Source organism: Pareuzebyella sediminis (assembly GCF_008367235.1).
GTDB lineage: Bacteria > Bacteroidota > Bacteroidia > Flavobacteriales > Flavobacteriaceae > Pareuzebyella > Pareuzebyella sediminis.
The window spans coordinates 151680-163983 of record NZ_VTZS01000006.1; the positions used below are offsets into that span (position 1 = coordinate 151680).

12 protein-coding genes are annotated in these 12304 nt (G+C 41.9%); 7 read left to right on the forward strand and 5 right to left on the reverse strand.

Features of this window, described 5'->3' with window-relative positions; genetic code table 11:
- Positions 1 to 4: 4 nt before the first annotated feature.
- The 4 genes from F2B13_RS18540 to F2B13_RS18555 form a co-directional block, all read right to left on the reverse strand.
- A complete protein-coding gene (locus F2B13_RS18540; RefSeq protein ID WP_149275256.1) occupies positions 5 to 232 on the reverse strand; it encodes a hypothetical protein in 228 nt (75 codons plus the stop codon).
- A gap of 90 nt (positions 233 to 322) precedes the next feature.
- Positions 323 to 1690, reverse strand: coding sequence for an MATE family efflux transporter (locus tag F2B13_RS18545; RefSeq protein ID WP_232625266.1), 1368 nt, complete (start codon positions 1688 to 1690; stop codon positions 323 to 325).
- Positions 1691 to 1755: 65 nt separating this feature from the next.
- Positions 1756 to 2535, reverse strand: coding sequence for a nucleoside triphosphate pyrophosphohydrolase (mazG, locus tag F2B13_RS18550; protein ID WP_149304816.1), 780 nt, complete (start codon positions 2533 to 2535; stop codon positions 1756 to 1758).
- A gap of 63 nt (positions 2536 to 2598) precedes the next feature.
- Entirely contained in the window at positions 2599 to 3663 is a 1065-nt protein-coding gene (locus tag F2B13_RS18555; RefSeq protein ID WP_149304817.1) for a zinc-binding metallopeptidase family protein, read from the reverse strand.
- 126 nt (positions 3664 to 3789) lie between these two features.
- Here F2B13_RS18555 and F2B13_RS18560 point away from each other — a divergent pair, with 126 nt between their 5' ends.
- The 6 genes from F2B13_RS18560 to F2B13_RS18585 all read left to right on the forward strand — a co-directional run bounded on the left by F2B13_RS18560 (position 3790) and on the right by F2B13_RS18585 (position 9613).
- Positions 3790 to 4629: a sugar phosphate isomerase/epimerase family protein gene (locus F2B13_RS18560; protein WP_149304818.1), complete on the forward strand. Its 840-nt coding sequence runs from the start codon at positions 3790 to 3792 to the stop codon at positions 4627 to 4629.
- A gap of 3 nt (positions 4630 to 4632) precedes the next feature.
- Complete coding sequence (locus F2B13_RS18565) at positions 4633 to 6300, forward strand: N-acyl-D-amino-acid deacylase family protein (RefSeq protein ID WP_232625267.1); 1668 nt, start codon at positions 4633 to 4635, stop codon at positions 6298 to 6300.
- A gap of 19 nt (positions 6301 to 6319) precedes the next feature.
- Positions 6320 to 7222 (forward strand): SMP-30/gluconolactonase/LRE family protein, encoded by a 903-nt coding sequence (locus F2B13_RS18570; RefSeq protein ID WP_198439758.1) that lies wholly within the window; start codon positions 6320 to 6322, stop codon positions 7220 to 7222.
- A gap of 62 nt (positions 7223 to 7284) precedes the next feature.
- Entirely contained in the window at positions 7285 to 7779 is a 495-nt protein-coding gene (locus F2B13_RS18575; protein ID WP_149275252.1) for a GNAT family N-acetyltransferase, read from the forward strand.
- Between the two features lie 57 nt (positions 7780 to 7836).
- Positions 7837 to 8415, forward strand: coding sequence for a YdeI/OmpD-associated family protein (locus F2B13_RS18580; protein ID WP_149275251.1), 579 nt, complete (start codon positions 7837 to 7839; stop codon positions 8413 to 8415).
- Between the two features lie 73 nt (positions 8416 to 8488).
- Entirely contained in the window at positions 8489 to 9613 is a 1125-nt protein-coding gene (locus tag F2B13_RS18585) for a DUF4421 family protein (RefSeq protein ID WP_149275250.1), read from the forward strand.
- Between the two features lie 44 nt (positions 9614 to 9657).
- Here the strand turns inward: F2B13_RS18585 and F2B13_RS18590 are convergent, their stop codons facing one another.
- Entirely contained in the window at positions 9658 to 10599 is a 942-nt protein-coding gene (locus F2B13_RS18590; protein ID WP_149275249.1) for a bestrophin family protein, read from the reverse strand.
- A 136-nt stretch (positions 10600 to 10735) separates the two neighbouring features.
- Here F2B13_RS18590 and F2B13_RS18595 point away from each other — a divergent pair, with 136 nt between their 5' ends.
- Entirely contained in the window at positions 10736 to 12280 is a 1545-nt protein-coding gene (locus tag F2B13_RS18595; protein WP_149304819.1) for a hypothetical protein, read from the forward strand.
- The last annotated feature ends 24 nt before the right edge of the window (positions 12281 to 12304 follow it).

A 12304-nucleotide genomic window follows, 5' to 3' on the forward strand; every position in this document is an offset into this window, starting at 1 on the left:
ACCTCTAATCTTCATAACGGGAAACCTCCCGATCATAAAATGAATTCGCTTCTTCAATGAGGCCTTCGGCTTCTGATTCGAGCTCTTCTTCGTCTTCTTTCGAAAAATCCTCCAACCATTCAACCTCATCGTTTTCCAAATTAATAATAAATCTGGGGTACTGGGTATGAACTACAAATATGGCCGAAGGATAATCTGTATTGTCTCCTAACAAAAACTTTGGAAATTCCATTTAATATACTTTTAGTTCTTTTTACGCCACCCCGCTAAGGGGCTGAATTTTTAAGAGCTATCGAATCAGACGAATTTGCCCGATAAATACTTATGCCGATATCAATTTCTTGGTTAAAAACTGAAATCGAAGATACAACATTACTGCCGATGCCGATAGCCCGGTAAGAAGGCCGACCCAGATTCCGGTGCTCTGAAGCCCTGTATGTAGCCCTAAATAGTAGCTCACAGGAAAACCTATGGCCCAATAGGCTATAAAGGTAATAAGGGTGGGAATCTTTACATCCTGTAAACCTCGTAATGCCCCAAGTACGACCACCTGAATTCCATCCGAAATCTGAAAAAAGGCTGCGACCAACAACAACTGTGCTGCCAAGCCGATTACTTGGGTATTATCCCGCATGTTAGCCAGGTCATCTATATCCAAGTACAGCGTGGGAAACCAATTTCGGCCCCAAAGAAAAAGTGCAGCAAAAGCTATTTCCAATACTAAGGTCAATAAGAAAATAGATTTGGCGATGCGCCTCAACTCCTTAAAATTTTGGAGTCCTTTTTGGTTGCCCACCCTGATCATTGCCGTTACCCCGAGCCCCATACCAAACATAAAAGTCATACTACTTAGGTTAAGCGCAATCTGATTCGCCGCTTGGGCATTTTTACCCAACACTCCACTTATCCAAATTGCAGCGGTAAAGATGGCCACTTCAAAGAACATTTGCAGGGAAGAGGGAAAACCTAGGCTAATGATTTTATCGATCACTTTTCGCTCAATATTTCGAAAATTAAAACCGGTTACGTAATCGTGGAACTTTTTCTTTTTCTTGAGCAAAAACCATAGGTAGCCTACCATAAAGAAACGTGCCACTAATGTACCGATGGCGGCCCCTACAATCCCCATTTTTGGAAACCCAAAAGCCCCAAAAATCAGAAGATAGTTCAGTATGATATTAATTACGTTCGCCATGACTGTAGCATACATAGGATATTTAGTCTGGGACAAACCTTCCGAAAACTGCTTGAAGGCCTGAAAAATAATCAGCGGGACCAATGAGAAAGCTACTAGATCTAAATAGGGTCGTGCGAGTTTCACCACCTCGGGAGGCTGTTCCATCAAATACATTAAAGGTTTTGCCAATAGAATAATGAAAAAAAGGCTTAACCCTAAGACGGAGCATAATACGAGACCGTGCTTTAATGCACTCTTGGCGTCAGCCTTACGACCTGCGCTATCCGCCTCTGCGACCAGCGGTGTAATGGCCGTAGAAAAACCAATACCCAAAGACATTGCGATAAAAACAAAGCTGTTGCCCAACGAGACCGCTGCTAACTCGGCCGTGCCTATCTGGCCTACCATAATATTGTCGGCAAGCTGAACAAAGGTATGCCCGAGCATACCCATAATTACAGGTATCGAAAGCTTTATATTGTAACGGAATTCCTTTGTATACTCCTGTAACACTTAGTAGCTTCTAATTATAAGGGCAATTTAGTTCTTGGTTGTCATCCAAAATTGTAGGGTAACCACTAGCCTCTGGCAGACTTGGCTTCTTCCCAAAACGCATCCATCTCCGTCAAAGTCATATCTTTTAGTGATTTTTCCATTTCTTTTGCCTTTGTCTCCAAATAGCGAAAACGTTGGATAAATTTCTTATTGGTGCGCTCAAGTGCATTCTCTGGGTTTATATTTAAGAACCGGGCATAATTCACCATAGAAAAAAGTACATCCCCGAATTCCGACTCCATCCTTTCGGAATCACGGTTCCGTATTTCGTCCTGAAATTCCATAAGCTCCTCCTGCACCTTTTCCCAGACTTGTTCGGGCTTTTCCCAATCAAAGCCTACACCTGCCGCCTTATCTTGAATACGACTGGCCTTCACCAAAGCAGGAAGCCCTTTCGGCACCCCTTCTAAAACACTTTTTTTACCCTCCTTCAGTTTTAGATTCTCCCAATTGCGTTTGACCTCTTCTTCATCGGCCACCTCAACGTCGCCATAAATGTGCGGATGCCTATGAATCAACTTTTCACAGATACCATTACAAACGTCGGCGATATCAAAATGGTTCGTTTCCGATCCAATTTTGGCATAAAACACGATGTGCAGCAAAATGTCACCTAGTTCTTTTTTGATTTCCTCCAAATCATTTTCAAGAATGGCATCACCAAGCTCGTATGTTTCCTCGATGGTCAAATGGCGTAAACTTTGCATGGTTTGTTTCCTGTCCCATGGGCACTGGGTTCGTAGTTCATCCATTATTGTCAATAACCGGTCAAAAGCTTGAAGTTGCTCTTTTCTAGAATACATAGTGCACATTTTGCCTCAAAAGTAAGCATCTCTGCGCGCTTATCTTAGTGTCTAAAATTCTTTTTACATTTTTTGTCCGTGAACCAATTGATGAACGAATCGAAGTTTTTCTATTACTGGATCAGGAATTACAAAGGGATAGATATCTTGTTGGCCCATACTTCTATTTAAGCTATTGATCGCATAAGTAAGCGGCCTAAAGGCTTTTAGTATGACCTCAAAATTAGGTTCTTGGTACGGGTCAAAATCGGCCTTCATTTTTAAGGGAGAACTTAAAAAATTTGCACCTGTCTCTAAACTGAAATAAAAGGCGGTCTCTAGCATGTCGACCAAATGAAGATAATGCGCCCAGGTCTCCGCCCAATCTTCCCATGGGTGTGATGCGGCATACTTGCTAATAAAATGCTGGTTCCAATTGGCAGGAGCACCATTTTGATAGTGTTGATGTAACGCCTGGCCATAATCTGAGCGCTCATCACCAAAGAGACCTCTAAATCCTTCTAAAGTTTCGTCTTGTCCGGAAATCAACCTTTCCCAATAATAATGACCTACCTCATGGCGAAAATGACCAATAAGGGTTCGATAAGGCTCGGCCATTTCCTTTCGCATATACTCACGATGTACACTATCGGCCTCGGCCACATTAATTGTAATCAAGCCGTTCATATGACCGGTACGTACAGGTTTCTTATCCGTTGTATTAGAATTCTCGGAAAGAAAATCGAAGGCAAGTCCTTCATGCGGTGCAGCTTCCTTATCGATAAGCGGCAAGCTTAGTCGTAACAAACCATAGACCAAGCGATGTTTGGCCAATTCCAACTTACGCCACTCTTTCAAATTATTGGCATCACTTAGATTAGGAATAGTTCTGTTCAAAGAACAGGCCGTACAAAACTGACTTGTAGCATCAGTCTTGAGAAGCCAATTACACACGTCGTATTGATGGTTTTTACAATACTTATAGATGGTGCCATCTGGGGAGAAAAAGGTATATCCGTTGTCGGAGGTCGATATGCTTATCAATTGTAAAGAGTCTTCTTTATACCCCAAAAGGGTACCACAAACTAAGCATTGGGTATTCTCGAAATATAGGGGATTGTTACAATTTTGACAATGGAAAATCTTCATGGTCGGAGGGATTCTTGTAGGAACAAAGGTAGCATTTCGGAAAATCGAAATATGGACCAATTACATTTATTTTAGACCCATTCGCGTATTCGTACAATTTCGCTATCTTACTCCAAACAAACAGCTATGTTGACCAGAAGAAAGTTCATAACACGTTCTAGTGCTGCGACTGCAGCCAGCTTTTTACTTCCCCCTTTTTCTATTACCTCCCGGCTTAAAGAGGACTATGGAGTGCAACTATATACTTTTCGCGACGCCATGTTGAAGGATGCCAAAGGTACCCTAGAGGAAATTGCGAAAATCGGTATCAAGAAAATCGAATCGGCACGAAGTAAAGAAGGCCTTTATTATGGCCTCTCCCCAAAGGAAATGCAAACCACCTGCAATACACTCGGAATGCAACTAATAAGCGGTCATGTCGCCCTTGACGAAAAATTTCAAAACACCATGGAACAGGCAGTAGCATCGGGTCAAGAGTATGTTATCTGTTCTTCCATGCCAAGCAGCGGACAATATATAGACAACTATAAGGCCGTCGCCGAACAGTTTAACAAAGCCGGGGAGGCCTGCAAGAAATTAGGGCTGAAATTTGGTTACCACAACCACGAATATGAATTCGAAACGGATAAAGGACAGGTTTTATACGACATCTTGATGGACGAGACCGATCCCGAACTCGTACATATGGAGCTTGATCTGGGATGGGTGGTTGTTGCAGGAAAAGATCCATTGGCCTATTTCAAAAAATATCCCGGAAGGTTTCCACTATGGCACCTTAAGGATATGAATATGAAAAAAAAGGAAAGTACCGAATTCGGAAAAGGAGGTCTCGACATTACTACTATGATGAAGCGTCGCAAGCAATCGGGTGTAGCACATATTTTTATTGAACAGGAAGAGTATGCCAGTTCGCCCATTAAAAGTATGCGACACAATATGGCATTTTTAGATCACATGAACTTATAGAAAATGATGCGACGATTTTTCTTGGTATTAGGTGTACTCATCGTCATGTTCTCATGTTCTTCGAAAGAGACTTTCGATGTGCTTATTAAGAACGGAACAATCGTAGACGGCTCCGGTAGTCCATCGTTCCTAGGTGACATCGCTATAAATGCCGATACCATTGTCGAAATTGGACATCTCGATCAAGCCATTGGTAAGATTGAAATAGACGCAGCCGGACTTACCGTTGCGCCAGGCTTCATCAATATGCTAAGCTGGGCCAATGTATCGCTCATTGAAGATGGAAGATCACAGGGTGACATTCGTCAAGGCGTTACACTCGAGGTAATGGGTGAAGGAAGCTCTATGGGGCCTTTGAATGCAGCAATGAAAAAAGAGATGAAAGACGAGCAACAAGATATTACCTACGATATCTCATGGACGACCCTTGGAGAGTATCTTGAGTTTCTTGAAAAAAAGGGAATATCCCCGAACATTGCTTCCTTCATAGGCAATGGTACCCTAAGAGAGTATGCTATGGGTTATGAAAAAAGACATCCGACGCCAGAAGAAATGGCCACTATGAAAAAGTTGACAAGACAGGCCATGGAAGAAGGCGCCATGGGGCTTTCTACTTCGTTGATATACGTACCCAGCGGTCATGCCGAAACAGCTGAGATTGTTGAATTGGCGAAGGTTGTATCTGATTACGATGGGCTTTACATCTCCCACATACGCGATGAAGAAGGTGGACTATTGGAAGCGGTCAATGAACTTATACATATTTCTAAAGAAGCTGACCTTCCTGCCGAAATATATCATTTCAAAGCCTCTGGAACCGAAAACTGGCAGCTATTGGATAGTGCGATTACGCTGGTAGAACAGGCCCGCGCACAAGGCCAAAAGATCAGCACCGACATGTACATGTACAATGCTAGCTCCACTGGCCTCAATGTAGTACTGCCCGATTGGGCCAAAGAAGGGGGACATGAATCGACGATGAAACTTATCGAACAACCTATTCAACGTCGAAAAATGATTCAAGACATCAGCTTTCACGTGCCCCCCGATAAGATACTATTGGTAGGCTTCCGAAATCCAGAATTACGCCATTTGATAGGTAAGACCCTCGCTGAAGTCGCAAGTGAGAAAGAAGCCTCTCCCGAAGAGACCTTGGTGAATCTCATCTATGAAGATGACAGCCGTATTCAGGTGGTATACTTTTCTATGTCGGAAGAAAATATCAAGAAAAAACTGAAACTGCCCTATATGAGTATTTGTTCCGATGCCGGCTCGTACACCAACGAGGATGTTTTTTTGAAGCAAAGTACACACCCTAGGGCCTACGGTTCTTTTGCGCGACTTTTGGGGCACTACGTACGGGAAGAAAAAGTCATATCCCTCGAAGAGGCTATTTACAAACTCACTTCCTTGCCGGCCACACACTTAAAGCTTAAAAAAAGAGGAGGCCTTAAGGAAGGATACTATGCTGACGTGGTTATTTTTGATGCCCAGAGTATTCAAGACCTTGCAACCTTTGAAAAACCCCACCAGTATGCTACCGGTATGAAATACGTTTTTGTAAACGGAACCCAGGTTTTAAAAGAGGGAGAGCATACTGGCGCCTTACCGGGCAAATTTGTTCGTGGCCCTGGCTGGAAGAAAGAAAATGATTCGAACGAATTGGATTAAAACCAAAGTACTATTATCTATGAAAAAAATAAGGATTCTAACCATGGCTTGCTTTTTCATTGTAGCATGCAAGGCACAAAAGAAAGAGGTCTCCCCGATTATCGCCAACGGGGAAAAACTTACCCTCGTATCCGATGAATATGAGTTCACGGAAGGTCCCACGGCCGACAAGAACGGGAATGTTTATTTTACCGACCAACCCAATGATCGTATTCTAAAATGGTCGGCTTCTACCAACACCGTTTCCGAATATATGAGTCCCTCAGGAAGGTCGAACGGGCTCTACATCGATCGAAATGGCAACTTGTTAGCGGCCGCAGATGAAAAGAATGAATTATGGCGTATCGATGCTAGCAAAAATGTAACCGTTCTGGTCAAAAATTTTGAGGGTAAAAAATTGAACGGCCCCAATGACCTTTGGGAAGACCCGAAAGGGGGTGTTTATTTTACGGACCCCTTTTATAAACGTCCTTGGTGGAACCATGACGAACCCGAGCAAACCGCCAAAAGGGTTTACTATCTAGCCCCAAATGCCGATAGTCCTAGAATTGTAATAGATGAAAACTACGACCAACCTAATGGAATTATTGGATCACCTGACGGTAAAAAATTGTACGTCGCCGATATTGGGGCTAAAAAAACCTATGTATACGCCATTGAAAATAATGGCGCCCTTTCCAAGAAAAAGTTATTTGCCGATATGGGCTCTGACGGGATGACCATCGATAGGTTAGGAAATGTCTATTTGACGGGAGATGGAGTGACGGTATTCAATGCCCAAGGCCAACAAATCGAACATATCGATGTACCGGAAAACTGGACGGCCAACGTAACTTTTGGGGGGAGCGACCGTAGGACCCTCTTTATTACGGCCATGGATTCGGTGTATACCCTTAAAATGAACGTTCAAGGGGCCAGATAGGGCATTTGGTTTTTCAATTTGTAAAATTTATGAACCGACCCGGGAATGAACACTAGTGCACAATGCCTGAAATTAAACTTGCAAATAATAGAACACATTATCAAATCATTGCCGATCTGGCCCATAAAATCTGGGCCGAGCATTATACCCCAATTATTGGAGGTGAACAGGTTTCCTATATGCTCGAAAAATATCAAACACCACTAGCTATAGAGAATCAAGTGAGCCAGGGCTTTTCTTATTATCTATTGCAAGATCATCATACGCCCGTGGGCTACTTTGCATTCCAGAATAAAAAAGATGCCCTGTTTTTAAGTAAGCTCTATGTACTCAAAATCAAAAGAGGAAATGGTATTGCAAAATTTGCGATTTCTTTTCTGGAAAAATGTGCAAGAGATTTAGGTATGCTAAAAATTGAACTCACCGTTAATAAACATAACACTTTAGCCATCGCCGCTTATTTACAAATGGGCTTCAAGAACGTAGCGGCAATTGTTCAAGATATTGGCAACGGCTACGTAATGGACGATTATGTACTGGAAAAAATAATACCATAATACACCCAATAAAAAGTCGGTGTATTTACAGATATACGTATGACAAAAGGCTAAAAAATGAACCCAAAAGTCGATTTCTTTTTTGATAAACCATCACAATGGCTAGAAGCATTTAAAGAACTGCGAAGTATAGTACTTGCCTGTGGGTTGATTGAAGAACTAAAATGGGGAAAGCCCTGTTACACCTTTCACAACAGTAATGTTGTACTCATTCATGGCTTTAAAGCGTATTGCGCTTTGCTCTTTCATAAAGGTGCCCTACTGAAGGACACGAATGACATACTGGTACGACAAACTGCAAATGTACAGGCCGCCCGTCAGATTCGCTGTACGGATACTGGCCAAATCAAAAAAATGAGAGACGTTTTGAAAGCCTATATTTATCAGGCTATTGAAGTTGAAAAATCAGGACTGGAAGTACCGATGAAGAAAACGAAGGATTTTGATTTTCCGGAAGAGCTTGAACAAAAAATGACTTCCAACTCCGACCTAAAACATGCTTTCGAGAAACTGACTCCTGGCCGCCAAAGAGGATATCTCCTGTATTTTTCAAGGGCCAAACAGGCAAAGACCATAGCCGCAAGGATTGAGAAGTACATTCCAAAAATACTAGAGGGTAAGGGACTAAAAGAATGATTCGAAATACTCCGTATAATTCAGTATATTCGGGATAAATCACTTTACTTCCCCAAACAAAAACGCTAGCGTTATGATTCTTCTACGCTTTGCAAAGATCACTGCAAAACCTAACATCGCTTTTAGGCAAGAAATTATCTTTTACACCTTGCCCTATTGGTTTGTTTTTGTCTTCTGCCACCTGCAGGTTCAAGCGCAGCAAGGCGATTCACTACCGAATATAGTAGAAGATGGGCATATCGAAAAAATGGGGGATAAACTTGCCATGGATATTTCTTTCAATAATGCCTTCGAAACGTTTCAGGTCAATGCGGATAATAAAATCGTACTCTACCCGAACGCAAGTACCAATCTGTATCTACATATGAGCTATCGCTTTATTTCTTTCGGCTTTAAATTTGCTCCCGATTTTCTACCCGGTAATGGGGATGAGGCCAAAAAGGGAGAGACCAAATCATTCAGCTTAGGTACGGCCCTGATCTTTAAACACTGGTTTGGCAACGTTGCATATTCCAAAGTAAGGGGCTATTATATTGATAATACATCCGACTATAGAGACATGAAACCTAGGGATCCCTTTATCCAATTTCCCGATTTGCATTACAATAGTTTTGTACTCAATTTCGGCTACTACAACAATCCTCGATTTTCCTTTCGTAGCCTGACTTCGCAAACCGAGCGTCAATTGAAAAGCGCCGGTAGCTTTATGCCCGTGCTGCACCTCCGTTATTATACCACCAATGATGAATCACCGGTAGAGAGTTCACAAAAGACTAATAACTTCGAAACCACTATTGGCCCGGGTTACGCGCATACCTTCGTGACCAATCAAAAGTACTATTTATCTTTGGGGCTAACGGCAAGTGCCGGCTATATCAATACCAAATTAACCACAAGACTGCCCGGAGAGGACAATATTAGCCATCAAGATAATTTTATTTTCCGTTGGGATGCCAAGACCGGAATTGGCTATAACGGGTCTAAGTTCTATACAGGACTTTATGCCTCGGCATCGGGAACGCAATACAAACAGCAAAATACGACGGTTATCAATTTCAACAATCGCTTAAATTACCATCTCTTCTTCGGTATTCGGATCGATGCCCCTGATTACCTAAATCGAAAGGTTAATATGGTTGAAGAAAAAATAAATTCGAAACTGAAATCTGCCAAAACAAAGCAGTCAAAGTCCAGATAAAGGTAAGCTCCAATAAGTAATCCTTCCAATGGTGCTGCAAACCACTACCAGAGATAGCCCTTCACGGGTTTAGGCACATCAGGTAGCTCCGATTCTCCCATAACCTCACGTAAATCGCGTTCGATCGCATTGCAAATAAAATTAAGTGGCACATCGGTTGTTCTGTTCTCAAAGGGATCTTCATTTGCGGCTCCTGTTCTTTCGAGCACAATAAAAACAAAGGAAATAAGGATACTTAAGGGAATCATGACCCATGAGCTATTATCCATCGTGCCAAATACATCCAGCAGTCCAAAAGGGAGTAAAGCAATAAATAGCATTACAAACAATCGTGTAAAGATGTCGTATTGGCGAAGCAATGGGGTGCTCTTTATCTTTTCCGACATACTGAATACCTTTAAAAAATTGTTCAGGGAATCTTCTAAAGGTGAAGTATACCACCAGCTCAAAAGGTTCGAGGTGGTAGCCCTTCTGATTTCATAACCCATTACGACATTTATTTTATAGGGAATATTTTTAGCAGTGATTATTTCTTTATATTCCTCGTCAGAAAGGAATTTTTTCAGTTCATCCCAGGTATCAAGTCTTCGAAAATGAATTCGGAGGGCATGAACATAGGCAATTTGCTTATAGATTAACGATTTGGTGAAGTCCCTTTGAACGGCCTCATCGATATCATGGACTTCTTGTTGCGATTTTGAAAATGTCAGGATCATTCGGGCAAAAGACCTGCTCTCATTGGCCAATAATCCCCAAGCACTTCGGGCGTCCCACCACCGTTGATAAGCGGTTTGATTCTTGAAAGCTATGAAAATAGCGAGGGCCGACCCAATGATACTGATCGGTGTAAAGTTCAAGGTAAAATTCCCAATAATCGCGTAATGCGTGCAGATCCAAACGAAGAGGGTCCAAATAATCGCAAAAGACATCGCTTTGTTGATATAGGGCCAAAGCCGAATCAAGTTGAAGGTTTTTTTTACAATCATAAAAGAGGTAATCTTCCTTTTTTTTAGTTGCTTTTTTCTTTCGTAAGATACATCTTTAAATCATTTTGGTTAATTCCTTCCTGACCATTTTAATCCTTTCGATCATTAAAGAACTATTCTTAAATTACGCACTCCAATGAATACCAATACCTTTAGTATCATGATTGACCTTTTGAAGGAAACATCCCAAAAAAACATATTGAAACATACACTTAGCTGTCTCGTGGTGTTTTTTTTAGTCCACTCCCCTACCGTGGCCCAGAGCAGCACCATGAACGATAAAGGAGCACTACGTTTTACTTCATCAAAAAAAGAACTGGAAAACGCTTTTAATTGGGCCAAGGACAAAGCCCTATCTTATGCCCACGATAATTCCGACCCAGTAGGATATTGGTACGAGGCAGCCTTACCGAACCGAGAGGCCTTTTGCATGCGTGATGTCTCGCATCAAGCTATTGGGGCCGAAATTCTTGGGCTTGGAGCCCATAATTATAATATGCTGCTTAAGTTTGCGCAGAATATTAGTAGTAAAAGAGATTATTGTTCCTTTTGGGAAATCAACCGTTACAACAAACCTGCCCCCGAGGATTATGCCAACGACCAAGATTTTTGGTACAATCTTCCAGCGAATTTTGATGTCGTTTATAATGCCTATCGCCTATATGAATGGACGGGTAATAGAGATTATCTCGAAAATGAGGCGCTCAAAAACTTCTACGATCTCAGCATGAACCAATATGTCGACCATTGGGGTTTGGGGTCGAACGACGTACTTGACCGAAATCGATCGATGCATTTGGCCGAGAACTTGGCCACGACCCGGTTCGGTAACCACCGGGGAATACCGACCTATAACGAAGGAGGTCGAGGCTCGACCTTGTTGGGAATTGACATGACCGCCTCTTTAATTGCGGCCTATAAGGCCTATACCGAAATATTGAAACAATCTGGCGAAAAACAAAAAGCCAAAGGCTTAGAAACAAAAATCGCTCAAGAAGAAGCTTTCATGAACGAGTTCTGGTGGGACGACCAAAAAAAGCAATATCGCTCCATATGGTACGAAGATGATACTTTCGATTATTTCATGGTCGGAGACAATCAAGCATTTCTGCACTACCCTATCTATTTCAATGCTATTACCGATAGCGAAAAGGTCGATCAAATCGTGAGCGGTTATTACGACAACGCCGACAGGCTCATAGTAGAATTAAAGTCTTACCTACCGATTATTTTTTATGAGCATAATTTTCCCGAAAAGGCAAATCAAATGATTATAGATTTATGTAGCGAAAAAAATAAGCGCAGGGATTATCCCGAAAATTCCTTTACGGTAATTGAACATATTACCCGAGGATTGATGGGCATTGAACCCGATGCGGCCCAAAACTCGTTCACGACCCGTTCCCGGTTAAAACAAGAAATCGATTGGGCCGAAATGAAGTATGTTCCTATCTTATCAAATAGAATATCGGTACGTCACGAGGGAAAATCACGAACTATCGTCACCAATGAAAGCGGAGCGACAATATATTGGAAGCCTAAAGTTTCCGGTAGCTATGAATATCTCTATCTAAATGGAAAAAGAACTAACTGTACCCAAGAAAGAGAAGGTGAAAACCCATATTCGTATGTCACAATAGCACTTCATGAAGGTGAAAGCATTACTATGAAAACACCCTAGAGCGTATTTTTAAAAACGAATAAT

Coding starts and splice junctions, on each gene's coding strand:
- F2B13_RS18540 (WP_149275256.1), bottom strand. CDS start 232: ATGGAATTTCCAAAGTTTTTGTTAGGAGACAATACAGATTATCCTTCG.
- mazG (WP_149304816.1), bottom strand. CDS start 2,535: ATGTATTCTAGAAAAGAGCAACTTCAAGCTTTTGACCGGTTATTGACA.
- F2B13_RS18555 (WP_149304817.1), bottom strand. CDS start 3,663: ATGAAGATTTTCCATTGTCAAAATTGTAACAATCCCCTATATTTCGAG.
- F2B13_RS18560 (WP_149304818.1), top strand. CDS start 3,790: ATGTTGACCAGAAGAAAGTTCATAACACGTTCTAGTGCTGCGACTGCA.
- F2B13_RS18565 (WP_232625267.1), top strand. CDS start 4,633: ATGATGCGACGATTTTTCTTGGTATTAGGTGTACTCATCGTCATGTTC.
- F2B13_RS18570 (WP_198439758.1), top strand. CDS start 6,320: ATGAAAAAAATAAGGATTCTAACCATGGCTTGCTTTTTCATTGTAGCA.
- F2B13_RS18575 (WP_149275252.1), top strand. CDS start 7,285: ATGCCTGAAATTAAACTTGCAAATAATAGAACACATTATCAAATCATT.
- F2B13_RS18580 (WP_149275251.1), top strand. CDS start 7,837: ATGAACCCAAAAGTCGATTTCTTTTTTGATAAACCATCACAATGGCTA.
- F2B13_RS18585 (WP_149275250.1), top strand. CDS start 8,489: ATGATTCTTCTACGCTTTGCAAAGATCACTGCAAAACCTAACATCGCT.
- F2B13_RS18590 (WP_149275249.1), bottom strand. CDS start 10,599: ATGATTGTAAAAAAAACCTTCAACTTGATTCGGCTTTGGCCCTATATC.
- F2B13_RS18595 (WP_149304819.1), top strand. CDS start 10,736: ATGAATACCAATACCTTTAGTATCATGATTGACCTTTTGAAGGAAACA.